Origin of the sequence: Streptomyces sp. NPDC059994 (assembly GCF_042737755.1) — a bacterium.
GTDB lineage: Bacteria > Actinomycetota > Actinomycetes > Streptomycetales > Streptomycetaceae > Streptomyces.
In genome coordinates this window covers 1-15,212 of sequence record NZ_JBHWUR010000065.1, presented here as the reverse complement: position 1 = coordinate 15,212, position 15,212 = coordinate 1, and the positions used below count along the sequence as shown (strand labels likewise).

The window sequence follows — 15,212 nt, the reverse complement described above, 5'->3', positions numbered from 1 at the left end:
CAGTGAGCGTGCCCGCGGACATCGCGAGCGAAGGGCCGGTCCTCGGCCGGGAGTCGGCGGGTTACCACGACGAAGTCGCCGCCTATCAGCTCGGGTTCGGCCAGCGGCCGGACGTCGTGGTCGGCGCGACGGGGCCGGACGACGTCCGCGCCGCCGTCCGGCTGGCCGCCGGGCGCGGCCTGCCCCTCGCGGTGCAGTCCACCGGCCACGGTCTGCCCGGCGACCGCACCGGCGGCGTCCTGGTGACCACCGCACGGATGCGCGGCGTCCAGGTCGACCCGGACAGCCGCATCGCCCGGATCCAGGCGGGGACCCCCTGGGGCGACGTGATCCGGGAGGCGGCGCCGCACGGGCTCGCGCCGCTGTCCGGCAGCACGCTCGGCGTCGGCGCGGTCGGCTACACGGTCGAGGGCGGCATCGGCCTGCTGGCCCGCACCCACGGCTTCGCCGCCGACCGGATCACCGCGGCCGAGATCGTCACCGCCGACGGCGAGCTGCGGCACGTCACCCCGGGAAGCGACCCGGACCTGTTCTGGGCGCTGCGCGGGGCCGGCGGCAACTTCGGCGTCGTCACCTCGCTGGACCTGGAGCTGGTCCGCCAGCCCCGGATCTACGGCGGCGGACTGTACTTCGCCGAGCGGTACGTGCCCGACGCCCTGCGCACCTGGCTGGAGTGGACGCGGGGCCAGGGCGAGGAGATGACCTCCTCGATCGGTCTGGTGCCCTTCCCGGACAAGCCGGCGGTGCCCGTGCCCGTACGAGGCCGGTACACCGCGCACATCCGGATCGCCCACACCGGCAGCGCGTCCGACGGCGCGGCGGCGGTCGCCCCGCTGCGCTCCATCGGCCCGTGCGTGCTCGACACGCTCACGGAGATGCCGTACACCGACTCGGACTCCATCTACCGCGACCCGCCGACCCCTATGGCGTACTACGGCACCAACGTCCTGCTGGACAGCCTCGACGTGGCGACGGCCGGGCGGATCCTGGAGCTGACCGGGCCGGGCTCCGGCATGAACTGCGTCGTCCAGATCAACCACATGGGCGGCGCCCTCGCCCGCCGCCCCGCCGTGCCCTCGTCGGTCGGCCATCGCGACGCCCGCCTCATGGTGCGGGTACTGAGCCGTATCGCCCCCGGGGCGGGGGACGCCGCGGCCGCCGCCGAGCGGGCCGGACACGAGCGGGTCTACGCCCTCCTCGGCGACCGGGTCCTCGGTGTCGCGCCGAACTTCCTGCTCGGCGGCCCCGTCACGGCCGGGCAGCTGAGGGCCTGCTACGACGAGGCGGACTACGAGCGGCTGACCGCGCTGAAGGCCGTGTACGACCCCGGGAACGTGTTCCGCGGCTACCACAACATCCCCCCGGCTCCGGCCGCCCGCTGAACCCGTGACCCCGCTTCAGGAAAGGAGCACCACATGCCCAGCATCGGCGTGATCGGATGCGGAACCGTGGGGGCGACGCTGGTGGCCGCGCTCGCCGCCCGGGCCGAGCAGTTCACCGGGCCGCGCGAGCTGGTCCTCGTCGACCGGCCCGAGGGCCGCTGGCGCGGCCGCGCCTACCAGCGCGACACCGAGGCGGTCCTCGCCAACGGGCCGATGATCGGCATGTCCCTGTACCTCGACGACCCCGAGCACGGCGTGCGATGGGCCGAGGCCAGGGGCCTGGCCGTGCACCCGGACGAGCGCGGTGTGCACCGCTTCCTGTCCCGGCCGGTCTACGGGGACTACCTGGAGGACGGGGTCGAGGAGGCCCTGGAGAGGCTGCGCGCGGCCGGGTGGAGCGTGCGCTCGGTCGAGGAGACGGCCACCGGAGTCGAGCGGGACGGGGACGGCGTCGTCATCCGTCACGCGAGCGGAAGCGTGCGGGTGGACCACGCGGTGCTGTGCGTCGGCGGCCGCGCCGACGACGACGCGTACGGCCTTCGCGGCACCCCCGGCTACATTGACGACCCGTACCCCCTGCGGGACGCGCTGGCCGGGGTCCCGCAGGACGCCGAGATCGCGGTCATCGGCTCCGGCATGATCGCCACCGATGTGCTGATGGCCCTGCGCGCCTTCGGCCACCGGGGGCGCGTCACCCTGGCCTCCCGGTCCGGACTGCTGCCGTCGGTGCGCCGCAGGGCCGCGCCCGTACGGCCGGCCGTGCTGACCGCCGAGCGGCTCGCGGCGCTGCCCAGGCCGCTGCGGCTCGCGGACATCGCGGCGCTCGCGCGGGAGGAAGTCGAGGCGGCGGGCGGCGACTTCGCGGCGATCACCGCCGACCTCATGGACCCGGCCCCCGCCGAGGAGCGGCTGCGCCGCCAGCTCGACGACGCCCTCTCGGCCGACATCGGCACCCAGCTGCTCCAGCGCGCGGTCATCGACATCGGCCAGGACCTGTGGCTGGCGCTGCACGAGAGCGACAAGGAGCAGGTGCTGAGCGCCCTGCACTCCCGGCTGTGGAGCTTCGCCTCGCCCATCCCGCGGTCCACCGCGGTCAAGCTGGTCGAGCTGTGCGACGAGAAGCGGCTGCGGGTGCGCGCCGGGGTCGCCTCGGTCGAGCGGGACGGCGACGGCTTCGTCGTGCGGTACGAGGAGGGCGAGGCTGACCGCGCCGATCTGGTGGTCAACGCGGTCACCTCGGTCTACCGGCCCGAACCACCGTCGGCGGGCGGGCTCCTGGGGCTCGCCCGCACCTCCGGTGTCCTCGCCGACCACCCGCACGGCGGCATCCGGGTCGACGAGGCGACCGGCAGGGCCCTCGGCCCGTCCGGAGAGGCCGACGAGCACCTCTTCGTCCTCGGTGAACTGACGCGCGGCGCCTACTACTTCGTCAGCGCCGTCGCCGCCTTCACCCGGCGCGCCGACGAGATCGCGGCGAGCCTCGCCGCGCTCCCCGCACCCGCCACCGCGGAGGCAGCCGTGCCCGCCACCCGCTAGGGCCGCCGGCCCGGGAAAGCCGCGCCGGTCAGCGCGAGCAGCGGGGCCGACTTGACCGCCGTCTCCTCGAACTCGGCCTCCGCGTCGGACAGCGCGACGATCGCCCCGCCGACCCCGTAGCGGACCCGGCCCGGGGTGATCACCGCGGTACGGATCGCCACGCTCAGATCGGCGGCGCCGGAGAGCGAGAAGTAGCCGATGGCCCCGGAGTAGACGCCCCGGGGCCCCGCCTCCAGACCGTCGATCAGGCGCATGGTCCGGATCTTGGGGGCGCCGGTCATCGAGCCCGCCGGGAACGCGGCGCGCACGCAGTCCACCGCGCTGCGGTCCGGGCGCAGCCGGGCCCGTACCGTGCTCACCAGCTGGTGGACGGTGGCGTACGTCTCGACGTCGAAGAGGCGCGGCACCTCGACCGAACCGATCTCGGCGTTGCGGCCGAGGTCGTTGCGGACCAGGTCCACGATCATCAGGTTCTCCGCCCGGTCCTTCTCGTCCGCGCGCAGCTGCGCCACGATCGCCGCGTCCTGCCCCGGCGTCGCCCCGCGCGGCCGGGTGCCCTTGATGGGCTTGGAGGTCGCCGTGCCGTCCGCGTCCACCCGCAGGAAACGCTCGGGCGAGGTGCTGAGCACAGCGAGCCGCCCGAACCGCAGCAGCGCGCCGTACGGGGCCGGGCTGACGCGGCGCAGCAGCCGGTACGCCTCCCACGGGTCGCCGTCGAACGCGGCCTCCGCCTGGTTCGTCAGACAGACCTCGTAGGTCTCGCCCGCCGCGATCTCCTCCTGGCAGGCGTCGATGAGGCGCAGATACGCGTCCCGGTCGTGCCGGAGCCGGATGGTGGAGCGCGCGGCCGGGGCGGCCGGTTCGGCCAGTTCCTCGCCCGCCACCGACTCCAGCGCCTGCGCCGTGGCGCGCAGCCAGGCGTGGGCCGCGTCCTCGTCCCCGTCCTCGGTGAGCGCGAGGAGGTGGGTGAGGCCGGTGAGGTGGTCGAGGACCACCGCGCGGTCGGCGAAGACCAGGGCGGCGTCGGGGTCCTCGGAGCGGTGGACGGCCTCGCCGCCGCACTGCGCCTTCAGCTCGTAGCCGAGATAGCCGACCCAGCCCAGGGCGAAGTCGAAGGGCACGTCGGGGAGTTCGGCGTGGATGCCCCTCAGGTCCTGATCCAGCCAGTCCAGGAAGTCGGCGGTCACGGTCCGCCGTCCCGCCGCGCACTCCATCGTGACGGTGCCGCCGTGCGCGTCGGCGCGGGCCACCCGGGCGAGCGGGCCCGCCGCGTCACCCAGGACGGAGAAGCGGCCCGCGTCGGCGTCGGGCCGACTGCTGTCCAGCCAGAAGGCGTTGGCGCTGCGGCCGAACACCCGGTGGAACGCGGCCTCGTCGCTCCAGCGGGTGCGCAGCCGCTCTTCCAGGACACGCAGTTTGCGCGGCGCGGCCTCGTCCGGCTCCGCCGCACTCGTGGCTTCCGCGGTACGCGGCAGGGCGCCGCGGGCCGCTGCCGTGCCCCGCACGCGGTGCCACTCCCTCGTCAGCTCGGTGAAATTCGCCAGGAGTTCATCGCCGTACTCGGTCAGGACCGACTCCGGGTGGAACTGGAGCCCCCACAGCGGCCGGTGCCGGTGGCGGTGGCCCATCAGGACGCCGTCCGCCGTCCAGGCCACCGCCTCCATCGCGTCCGGAAGGCCGGTCACGGCCAGCGAGTGGTAGCGCACCGCGTCGAAGGGCGAGGGGACCCCCCTGAACAGGTCCTCTCCCGTGTGCAGTACGGGAGAGGTGCGGCCGTGGCGCGGCTCGGGGGCACGGCCTACCGTGGCGCCGTGCAGCAGCGCCGTTCCCTGGTGGCCGAGGCAGATCCCGAGAAGCGGAATCTCCGTGCGTTCGACGATGTCCCGGCAAATGCCGAAGTCGGCCGCGCGGCCGGGGTGTCCGGGCCCCGGGGAAAGCACCACATTGTCGAATTCCGAGAGCCGCGCCGAATCCCACGCCGGATCGTCATTGCGGATTACCACCGGTTCCGCGCCGCCCGCCCGGGCGAGCGAGTGGTAAAGATTGAAGGTGAAGGAGTCGTAGTTGTCGATTAGCAGGGTGCGCACAACTCGCTTCATGGCGCTGTTATTTCGTAGAGAATGTGCTCGACCGTCTCCTCGCCCTCGCCGATGCCGCGGCTGCCCAGCACATGGAGAGCGCGGCCGCACTCCTCCGCGATCTCGTGCAGTGCGTCGATGTCCCCGCGGTCGCTGAAGTGGAGCAGCACCCTTCCTCCGTCGGCCGCGAAGGCCGGGGCTCCGGCGAGATAGCGACGGTGGGCACGGTAGCCCGGGTCCACATAGGCCTGTTCGTGGACCGTCTCGTGGCGGTACGTGGGCGGGGCGAGCACGAAGTTGGAGTGCCAGTAGACGGTGTCGTAGCGCTCCTCGGCCCCGAGCGCGTCGAACAGGTCGCTGTGCACGGCGGTCAGCCGGTCCGCGACACCGTGCCGGTGCGCGTTCATCTCCGTGTTGCGCACGGCCTGTTCGTTGATGTCCAGGGCCGTCACCCGGCCGGCGCCCGCCAGCGCGGCGCAGACGGCGATCACCCCGGTCCCGCTGCCCACCTCCAGTAGGGAGCCGTGCCAGGGCGCCCGCTCCGGGCCGGTGAGCCCGAGCAGCTCCATGGCCGCCCCGGTCGACGCGGAGAACGGCGGCGCGAACACACCGTCCAGCAGATCCCACTCGCGTCCGGCCAGTGCGAAGGTGCGCGGCCGGTCCTCGCGCAGCAGCGCCGCACGGCTTCGCTCCAGCGATCGCAGATAGTTCTTGATTTCGGTCATCCCGCCCCCAATTCATGCCGCATCGGGCTCCGCTCGGGGCGGTGCCGTCCGCTGGTCAGCAACTTGACCCACCCTACGGAGGAACGTAAGTTCGATGAGGGCTTGCGCCCTGTTTCGAGCCTATGGGGGGCGGCGGCATGGTGGATGACAAGGCATTAGCGGATGCCCCGGCGCTGGCCGTTCTGGAACTGCTCGCACTGGATTCACCCCCCGGGCACTTTCAGGAGTTGCTCGACCGCGCCCGCCGCGAAAACCTGCCCCGGCTGCCGCTGGAGGAACTCGAAAGAGCGACCCGTCTCGCCCTGAAAATCCAGGCCTCCAGTCATCAGCGCCGGCAGCGCGAGTCGGTGATGGCCGACTTGGTCAACACGGTCCACGACATGACGATCCCCTATGACCCCGACACCCTGCTCAAGGTCATCACGAGCCGCGCTCGAAGACTGCTCGGGTTCGACATGGCCTACATCAGCCTGCGCAGACCCGGCGGCGGCTCGTACGTACACAGTTCGGACGGCGACACCACCTCGCTCAACGTGGGGCTCGTGGTCGAGGAGAGCCGGGGCCTGGGCGAGATGGCGCAGGAGTCGGGCGCGCCCTACTGGACCGCGGACTACCTCAACGACGACCGCATCCCGCACGGCGAACAGCTCGACGCGGTCGTACGGGCCGAGGGGCTGCACGCCATCATGGTGGTGCCGATCCGCCAGAGCGGCGTGCCCATAGGGGCGTTGTACGGGGCGGACCGGGTCGTGCGGCACTTCACGCCCGACGAGATCAGCTTTATGCGGTACCTGGCGGACTTCGCCGCGGTCGCCCTGGAGAAGGCCCGCCTCCTGGACCGCTCCCGGAAGGAGATCGCCGAGCTGGAGGCGGCGGGCGTCCGCGCGCAGGCCACCATCGCGCGGACCCGGCAGCTGTCCGGGGCGCTGGCCGCGCTGGTCGGCCTGGTGCTGGGCGGCGGCGATCTGCACGAGCTCGCGAAGGCCGCCGCCGGGGCCCTGGACGCCGGGCTCGTGGTGAGCGACGGCTGCGGGCGCACCCTCGCCTGCGCCGGGGAGCCTCCGGGGCTCGACGAGGCGCGGACGCGCGAGGCCGCCCTGGAGGCGCACGCGGCGGGTGGCCCGGTGGAGCTCGCGGAGAACGTCTGGGTGGCCCCCGTCGGCGCGGGCGAGGAGCGCGGCCTGGTGCTGCTGCGGGCCGGCCGGCCGCTCACCGGGGACGAGCGGGACTTCCTCGGCTCGGTGGGTCGGACGGCGGCGCTGCTGCTCGTGATGCGGCGCAGCACGGCCGTGGCCGAGGGGCCGCTGCGCGACGAGTTCTTCGACGGGCTGCTGACCGCCGTGGCCCAGTCGCCCGGCCAACTCGCCCGCCAGGCCCACCAGCTGGGCATCGACTCGGACGCGCCGCACGTCGTGGTGGTGGCCCGGCCGGAGGGCGGGGAGCACGGCAAGGCGGTGGTGTGGTCCTCGTCGTACGCGTACCGCAGTTCCGGTCTGATGAAGGTGCACGAGGGCGACATCGTGCTGCTGCTGCCCGGCACCGACGCCTCGGCCGTCGCCCGTGCGGTGTCCGCCGAGCTGTCGCCGCTGCTCGCCGAGCCCGTCACGGTGGCCTCGGCGGGCCCCGCCGCCTCGCTCGCCTCGGTGGCCCAGGTGTACCAGGAGGCGCTGCGCTGCTTCGACGCGGTGATCGCGCTCGACGGCGCGGGGAGCGCCGCGTCCATCGACGACCTGGGCTTCCTCGGGCTGCTGCTCTCCGACGACCACGACGTGGACGGGTTCGTCGCCTCGGTCGTCGGGCCGGTGCTCGACCACGACACCGAGCGCATGACGCACCTGGTGGCGACGATGGAGGCGTACTTCGCCGCGGGCAGCAGCCCGACCCGCGCGGCGGGCGGTCTGCACGTCCACCCCAACACGGTGACCCGCCGCCTGGAGCGCATCACCGAGCTGCTCGGCCCCGGCTGGCAGCAGCCCGAGCGCGCGACCGAAGCCCAGCTGGCGCTACGGCTGCTGCGCGCCCGGGACGTCCTGCGCCGCCGGCGTGAGGCGGTCCTCGGCCGGCGGGAGGCCGTTGCCGGCCCTCAGGACACCTTGGGGAAGTAGCCCTCGGCCCGCCTGCGGCTCGCGGTCAGGACCTCCAGGGCGTGGGCCGCCGAGGCCAGCGTCATATGGCAGTGCCAGCCGCGCAGGGACCGCCCCTCGAAGTCCCGCAGCCCCGACCGGTCCCCGTGGTCCGCGAGGTCCCGGCCGACCCGGTCGGCCAGCCGGGTCAGGCTCAGCAGCGTGGACGTGGGCACACCGGCCATGTTGGTGAGCCACAGCTGGGTGGGCGCCCGGTGCTGGTCCTCCCACTCCCCGACCAGCGCGAGCCCGCCCTCGCGGGCGTCCCGGAACACGGGCGTCCCGCCCGGCAGCCCCACCCGTACCTTGACCGCCGGAGCGTGCCGTACGCCCGAGGGCGCGCCCGGGTCGAACCTGCCGACCCGCTGGCGGCGCCCCTTCACCGAGTCGAGGATCCGCTGCACCGGCAGCGGGCCCGTACCGAACCGGGCCAGGGCGGGTTCCTCCACGCTGAACAGGGCGCCCGCCCCGACGCGCGCCAGCACCGGCACCCCGGCCGCGCCGAACCGCCGCACCAGCGCCCCGGGGTCGCGCACCGGCAGATCGAGCACCACGGGGAGCAGCGGGGCGCCGTGCAGGCCCGCGAACTCCAGCGCCGCGGTGGTGGCGCACTCCTCGGGCGTCTCAACGGTGTGGCGGGAGGACCTTCCGCCGGACGCGCCGGCGCCCGTACCCTCCTCGTCGCCCGCCGCTCCGGGCAGGACGAGCCGCCAGTTCACCGGCGCCCCCGCCTCCTCCGACGCGCACCACACACCGAAGGCCTGCTGGCCGTGGAACATCTGGTTGCGGTAGGGGTCGAAACTGCGGCCCACACCCACGGAGTGGCTGCCGGACTTGGGGATCGACATCTGCCGCACCACCCAGGCCTGCGGCGAGATCACCTGGCCGAGCCAGCAGGCCAGCGCCTCGCGCACCGGCTGCCACTCCCAGGTGGAGTTGCAGACGAAGTGGTGCAGGGTCTGCTCCAGGGTGGGATCCCCCAGACAGGCCGCCACGTTCCTGATGGACCGGCGCCCCTTCGCCGTGAGCAGCCCGCGCAGATACTGCTCGCCCTTGTGCCGCTGGTCCCGCCTCGGTAAGGACGCGAACAGCACATTGCTCATGTCCCTCAGCATGAACTCGCGCTCGTGCATGACCGCTGGTGAAGTCCGCTGCGCCGGCACGGCGCGACGATTCCAGACAGACCTCATACTCCCGGTGGGAACGCTCACCGAAACCCCCTCCAGCTTTGTTTGGGCGGCTGGTCGAAGCCACCGTTCCGAGAATGGCCGGGACTCGACGTAACGTGCGAGGTGCAGGGGGCACCCCATCGCGCCGCCGCGTGGGTGGCTCGTCACTGCGGCCCTGCCCGCGGGCCCGTTCCCGGCGGGCCGCCACGCGGTACGGTGCGCCCCGATGGTGACTGCGCCACCGCGGGCCCGGCGCGCGGGGCCGCGCGGTGCGCGCGCAAGTCGCCGCGGCCCGCCCGGCCGGATCCGGTCGGCGGCCCGGGAGGGGACACTCCGTCAAGTCGGGCCGAGAATCCGCCCGCATTTCCGGGAGTCGAGGAAACCCGCTTCGGTTTTCCTCCCGCCGTCGGCGAGGCTCGGCGTCCGGCCGCTTGCTGATCCGCCCTTCGGGTGAGCGGTGCCACGCCACCCCTGGGAGGTATCAGGTGCACAGCGTCCACACGTTCCTCCGCTCGTTGCCCGCAGTGCAGCAACCGGACTGGGAAGGCCACGCGGAACTCGTACGGGTGAGGCAGGAGCTCGCCGCGCTGCCACCGCTCGTCGAGGCGGACGACATCGACCAGTTCCGTGCGCGGCTGGCCGAGGTCGCGGCCGGGCGGGTCCAGATCGTCCAGTCCGGCGACTGCGCCGAGGACTGGGCGGAGAACAGCCACGGCGACGTGGCCCGCAAGGTGGGGCTGCTCGATGTGCTGGCCGGGGTCATGCGGATGACCTCGCACAAGCCCGTACTGCGGGTCGGACGCCTGGCGGGCCAGTACGGCAAGCCCCGCTCCCGGCCCACCGAGACGGTCGCCGGGGTCGAACTCCCCGTCTACCGGGGCCACATGGTCAACGCCCCCGAGCCGGACCCCGAGTTACGCAGGCCCGACCCCACCCGCATGCTGACCGGCTACCGGTCGGCGCGCGGCATCCTGGAGCTGCTCGGCTGGAGCGGCCCGGCGCGCGGGGCACGGCACGAGGCGCCGGTGTGGACCAGCCACGAGGCGCTGCTGCTCGACTACGAGCTGCCGATGGTGCGCACCCAGGACGACGGCCGTCTGCTGCTCACCTCCACCCACTGGCCGTGGATCGGCGAGCGCACCCGGCAGGTGGACGGCGCCCATGTGGCGCTGCTCGCGGCCGTGGCCAACCCGGTGGCCTGCAAGGTGGGCCCGGCAATGACCTCGGCGGACCTGCTGGCGCTGTGCGAGAAGCTCGACCCCGAGCGGGTGCCCGGACGCCTCACGCTGATCGCCCGGATGGGCGCGGACACCGTGGGGGAGCGGCTGCCGGCGCTGGTGGCGGCGGTGCGCGCGGCGGGCCACCCGGTGATCTGGCTGACGGACCCGATGCACGGCAACACCGTCAACGGCCCCGATGGACTCAAGACGCGGCTGGTCAAGACCGTCGTACGGGAGGTCGTGGAGTTCCACCGCGCGGTCACCGCGGCGGGCGGCACCGCCGGCGGCATCCATCTGGAGACCACCCCGGACGACGTCACCGAGTGCGTCACCGACCACGACCGGCTGCACGAGGTCGGCGACAAGTACACGAGCTTCTGCGACCCGCGCCTCAACCCGCGCCAGGCGGTCTCGGTGGCCTCGGCCTGGCTGGGCTGATTCAGGGGCCCGGGGAACGGCGCGACCAGCCACAGACAACCCGCAGCCAACGAACTCCATTTCCATGCGGAGCGCTTCGCACAGCGAAAGGACCACCCATGGCGGGCCTGCCCTCCATCGATCCGTATCCGATGCCCTCCGAGGGCGACCTTCCCGCGAACACCGCGACCTGGACGGTCGACCCCGCCCGGGCGGTGCTGCTCGTCCACGACATGCAGCGCTACTTCCTGCGGCCCTTCCCCGCGGACCAGTCGCCCGGCGGCACCCTGGTGCGCAACGCCGTGCTGCTGCGCGAGAGCTGCGCCGCGGCCGGGATCCCGGTGGCCTACACCGCGCAGCCCGGCGGGATGAGCGAGCAGGAGCGCGGGCTGCTGAAGGACTTCTGGGGTCCGGGAATGCGGGTCTCCCCGGAGGACCGCCAGGTGGTCGAGGAGCTCGAACCGGGCGCGGACGACTGGGTGTTCACCAAGTGGCGCTACAGCGCGTTCTTCAAGTCGGACCTGCTGGAGCGGATGCGCGCGGCCGGCCGCGACCAGCTGATCATCTGCGGGGTGTACGCGCATGTGGGCGTGCTGATGTCGGCCGTGGAGGCGTTCACCAACGACATCCAGCCCTTCCTGGTCGCCGACGCGGTCGCGGACTTCTCCGAGCAGTACCACCGCCTCGCCCTGAACTACGCGGCCGAGCGCTGCGCCGTGGTCACCACCGCCAAGTCGGTCCTCGCCGAGCTGGCCCCCGCGGACGGGGCGGGCCGATGACCGCCGCACTCCCCTTTGACCGGGACCTCCTGGGCCGGGTGCTCGCCCAGGGCCCCGCCGCGTACGCCCTGCTGCACCGGCCCGAGACGTTGGGCCGCGACGTCCTCGAAGTGCTGCTCGGCGAGGTGTCCGCCGTCGACGCGCTGGCCCGGATACCGCTGCCCGACGCGCCGCCCGGCCCCGGCGCCCGCCATGAGGTGCTGGCGGTCGTCCCGTACCGGCAGATCTCCGAGCGCGGCTTCACCAGCACCGACGACGGCGAGCCGCTGCTCGTCATGTCCGTGGCCGAGCAGGGCGAACTGCCGCTCACCGAGGCGCTGCGCCGGCTGCCCGACGAGCCGGTCACCCTCACCGACGGCCGCTTCGACGTGGACGACGACAGCTACGCGGCGATCGTGCGCGATGTCATCGAGCGCGAGATCGGCAACGGCGAGGGCGCCAACTTCGTCATCAAGCGCGCGTTCGTCGCGGACATCACGCCCTACACGCCGCACAGCGCCCTGTCGTTCTTCCGGCGCCTGGTCGAGCGGGAGTCCGGCGCGTACTGGACGTTCCTGGTGCACACCGGCGGGCGCACCTTCGTCGGCGCCAGCCCCGAGCGCCATGTGAGCCTGCACGGCGGCACCGCCGTCATGAACCCCATCAGCGGCACCTACCGCTACCCGGCGGCGGGCCCCGACCTGCCCGGCGTGATGGCCTTCCTGGCCGACCGCAAGGAGGCCGACGAGCTCTACATGGTCGTCGACGAAGAGCTCAAGATGATGGCGCGGATCTGCGAGGGCGGCGGCCGGGTCGTCGGCCCGTACCTCAAGGAGATGGGCCGCCTCGCGCACACCGAGTACTTCATCGAGGGCCGCACCGGCCACGATGTGCGCGACATCCTGCGCGAGACGATGTTCGCCCCCACGGTGACGGGCAGCCCGCTGGAGAGCGCCTGCAAGGTGATCACCCGGTACGAGCCGGAGGGGCGCGGCTACTACAGCGGCGTCATGGCCCTCATCGGCCGGGACGAGCACGGCGGCCGCACCATGGACACCGCCATCCTCATCCGCACCACCGACATCAGCGACGAGGGGCGGCTCAGCATCGGTGTCGGCGCGACCCTGGTGCGCCACTCCGACCCGGTGAGCGAGGTCGCCGAGACCCGGGCGAAGGCCGCCGGGCTCCTCGCCGCCCTCGACGCGGGCGCCACCGGCGCGCCCGGTGCGGGCGCCGTCGAGCGGTTCGCCGGGCACACCCGGGTGCGCGAGGCGCTGGAGCGGCGCAACGACCGCATCGCCCGCTTCTGGCTGCGCGACCCCAAAGAGCGGGCCGCCCCCGTCGAGGAGCTCGCCGGGCGCAGGGTGCTGATCGTGGACGCGGAGGACACCTTCACCTCGATGATCGGCCATGAACTGGCCGCCCTGGGCCTTGAGGTGACGGTCCGTCGCTTCGACGAGCCGTACGCGACCGAGGACCACGACCTGGTCGTCATGGGCCCCGGCCCGGGCGACCCCCGGGAGACCGGCCACCCCAAGATCGCGCATCTGCGGGGCGCGGTGACCCGGCTCCTGGACGAGCGGCGCCCGTTCGTGGCCGTCTGCCTCAGCCACCAGGTCCTGTCGACCCTGCTCGGCCTGGGCCTGGCCCGCCGCGACACCCCCAACCAGGGCGTCCAGAAGGAGATCGACCTGTTCGGCGCGTACGAGCGGGTGGGCTTCTACAACACGTTCGCCGCCCGCAGCGCCGACGACAAGCTCACCCACCCCGACCACGGCGTCATCGAGATCAGCCGCGACCCGGACACGGGCGAGGTGCACGCGCTGCGCGGCCAGGGCTTCGCCTCGATGCAGTTCCACGCCGAGTCGGTGCTCACCGAGGACGGGGTGAAGATCCTCGCCGAGGCACTGACCGGAGTGGTCCGCTCCGCCGGGGGACCGCTCGCGGGGAAGGCGCGTCGAGCAGGCTGAGAGGGACGGCGTCTATGTTGTGGGGAGCCCCGCGCCCCGCACCCGCCGCCAAGGAGGGCACCCCGTGCCGTACACCCCCGCCGCCGCAGAAGCGCTCCTCACCGCACCCGGGGCGCCCTTCGCCGTCGAGCGGGGCCCGGACGGGGTGCCCGTCTACGCCGGGGGCCCGCGGACCCTGCGCGAGTTCGTGGAGGTCACCTGGGCGTACGGCGACCGCCCCTTCCTGGTGGCGGAGAGCGGCACCCACACCTACGCGGAGTTCTTCGCGGCCGCCTCCGCGCTGGCCCGGCGGCTGGTCGAGGCGTACGGGCTGCGGCCCGGCGACCGCGCGGTGGTGGCCATGCGCAACCTCCCCGAGTGGCACATCGCGTTCTGGGCCACGCAGCTGGCCGGGCTGGTGGCGGTGCCGCTGAACGCCTGGTGGACCGAGGCCGAGCTCACCTACGCGCTCGACGACTGCGCGCCCGGCGTGCTGCTCGTGGACGGGGAGCGGCTGGCGAGGGTCGAGGGCTGGGCGCGCGAGGCGCGGGTGCGGGGCGTGGTCTTCGAGGGCGCGGGCCCGCTGCCGGAGGGATTCGAGGCGTACGAGGACCTGGGCGAGGCCGACCCCGCCGCAGGGCCGCCGGACGTAACCGTCTCACCGGACGACGACGCCACGATCATCTACACCTCCGGCACCACCGGCCGCCCCAAGGGCGCCGTCGCCACGCACCTCGCGCAGGCCGGGGCCGCGATGAACCCGCGCTTCCACGCGGCCGCGTCGGCGCTCGGCCGGGGCCTGGTGCCCGGGCAGGGCCCCGCGCCGGTGTCCCTGGTGACCTACCCCTTCTTCCACGTCGCCGGGTTCAGCGGCTTCTACGCGGTGATGGGGTCGGGCGGCACCCTGGTCATGATGCGCAAATGGGACGCCCGGCGGGCGCTCGCCCTGATCCGCGAGCACGGCGTCACCCACTACGCGGGCGTCCCCACCACCGCCCTGCAACTCCTCGACGAGGCCGAGCGGGCGGGCGACCCGATGGAGTCGCTGCGGATGTTCAACACCGGCGGGTCCACGGCGCCGCCGACCCTGGTGGGGCGGCTCACCGCGCGGTACGGGGAGCGGATGGAGCCGCGCAACGGGTACGGGTTGACCGAGACCAGCGGGGGAGTGCTGGCCAGCTTCGGAGCCGAGTACCGGGACCGGCCGGAGAGCGTGGGCCGCCCGACGCCCACCACCGAGGTGCGGGTCGTCGGGGAGGACGGCGCCGATGTGCCGGACGGCGAGGTGGGCGAGCTCTGGCTGCGCGGCCAGTCGAACGTGCGGGGTTACTGGAACGACCCCGCCGCCACCGAACAGGCCTTCGTGGACGGCTGGTTCAGGACCGGCGACCTGGCGGTGGCCCGGGACGGCCGGGTCGCGGTCGTCGACCGGATCAAGGACGTGGTGATCCGGGGCGGCGAGAACGTCTACTGCGTGGAGGTCGAGTCGGTCCTGCACGGGCACCCGGCGGTGCTGGACGCGGCGGTGGTGGGGGTGCCGCATGCGGAGCTGGGGGAGGAGGTGGCGGCGGTGGTGCGGGTGGCTTCGCCTGTGACCCCGGAGGAGCTTCGGGCGTATGCGGGGCGCGTCCTGGCCGCGTTCAAGGTGCCCGCGCATGTGCTGCTGCGGACGGTTCCGCTGCCGCGCAATGCGACGGGGAAGGTGCTGAAGCGGGAGCTGCGGGGCGAGGTGGCTGCGGCTTTGGGAGCCCCCGCCCCACCCCTTCCCTGAAGCCCTGGCCGGGCGGCTGGGGACTCGCCCGCGGACCGTGCGTGGCTGCTCGCGCAGTTCCCCGCGCCCCCAACCCCCTGGGGG

The 15,212-nt window shown here is 73.6% G+C and carries 10 protein-coding genes; 7 read left to right on the top strand and 3 right to left on the bottom strand.

Annotation, left to right across the window (positions count from 1 at the left end):
* Nucleotides 1-2: 2 nt before the first annotated feature.
* Together ACFWA7_RS26795 and ACFWA7_RS26790 are read left to right on the top strand one after the other, a co-directional pair.
* Nucleotides 3-1,382 (top strand): FAD-binding oxidoreductase, encoded by a 1,380-nt coding sequence (locus ACFWA7_RS26795; protein WP_385825569.1) that lies wholly within the window; start codon nt 3-5, stop codon nt 1,380-1,382.
* 33 nt (nt 1,383-1,415) lie between these two features.
* Nucleotides 1,416-2,918, top strand: a complete 1,503-nt coding sequence (locus ACFWA7_RS26790; protein WP_385825567.1) for an FAD/NAD(P)-binding protein — start codon at nt 1,416-1,418, stop codon at nt 2,916-2,918.
* Here the strand turns inward: ACFWA7_RS26790 and pabB are convergent.
* The gene (gene pabB / locus ACFWA7_RS26785; RefSeq protein WP_385825565.1) at nt 2,915-5,005 is read right to left on the bottom strand and encodes an aminodeoxychorismate synthase component I; all 2,091 of its coding nucleotides are present in this window, start codon (nt 5,003-5,005) and stop codon (nt 2,915-2,917) included. The two genes, ACFWA7_RS26790 and pabB, sit on opposite strands and share 4 nt — an antisense overlap.
* 8 nt (nt 5,006-5,013) lie before the next feature.
* Nucleotides 5,014-5,721 carry a 50S ribosomal protein L11 methyltransferase gene (locus tag ACFWA7_RS26780; protein ID WP_385540224.1) on the bottom strand — a complete coding sequence of 236 codons (708 nt, stop codon included), beginning with the start codon at nt 5,719-5,721 and terminating at the stop codon, nt 5,014-5,016.
* 137 nt (nt 5,722-5,858) lie between these two features.
* On the opposite strand from ACFWA7_RS26780, the gene ACFWA7_RS26775 reads away from it, so the two are divergent.
* The gene (locus ACFWA7_RS26775) at nt 5,859-7,826 is read left to right on the top strand and encodes a helix-turn-helix domain-containing protein (protein ID WP_385825563.1); all 1,968 of its coding nucleotides are present in this window, start codon (nt 5,859-5,861) and stop codon (nt 7,824-7,826) included.
* Here the strand turns inward: ACFWA7_RS26775 and ACFWA7_RS26770 are convergent.
* Nucleotides 7,805-8,947 carry an IS701 family transposase gene (locus ACFWA7_RS26770; RefSeq protein WP_385540228.1) on the bottom strand — a complete coding sequence of 381 codons (1,143 nt, stop codon included), beginning with the start codon at nt 8,945-8,947 and terminating at the stop codon, nt 7,805-7,807. The genes ACFWA7_RS26775 and ACFWA7_RS26770 overlap by 22 nt on opposite strands.
* Before the next feature lie 551 nt (nt 8,948-9,498).
* Here ACFWA7_RS26770 and ACFWA7_RS26765 point away from each other — a divergent pair.
* The 4 genes from ACFWA7_RS26765 (at nt 9,499) to ACFWA7_RS26750 (ending at nt 15,128) form a co-directional block, all read left to right on the top strand.
* Nucleotides 9,499-10,671: a 3-deoxy-7-phosphoheptulonate synthase gene (locus tag ACFWA7_RS26765; protein WP_385540230.1), complete on the top strand. Its 1,173-nt coding sequence runs from the start codon at nt 9,499-9,501 to the stop codon at nt 10,669-10,671.
* Between the two features lie 98 nt (nt 10,672-10,769).
* Nucleotides 10,770-11,429, top strand: coding sequence for an isochorismatase family protein (locus tag ACFWA7_RS26760; protein ID WP_385540232.1), 660 nt, complete (start codon nt 10,770-10,772; stop codon nt 11,427-11,429).
* Nucleotides 11,426-13,378 (top strand): anthranilate synthase family protein, encoded by a 1,953-nt coding sequence (locus ACFWA7_RS26755; RefSeq protein ID WP_385540234.1) that lies wholly within the window; start codon nt 11,426-11,428, stop codon nt 13,376-13,378. Before ACFWA7_RS26760 ends, ACFWA7_RS26755 begins: the two co-directional genes overlap by 4 nt.
* Before the next feature lie 64 nt (nt 13,379-13,442).
* Nucleotides 13,443-15,128: a class I adenylate-forming enzyme family protein gene (locus tag ACFWA7_RS26750; protein WP_385825561.1), complete on the top strand. Its 1,686-nt coding sequence runs from the start codon at nt 13,443-13,445 to the stop codon at nt 15,126-15,128.
* Nucleotides 15,129-15,212: the final 84 nt, after the last annotated feature.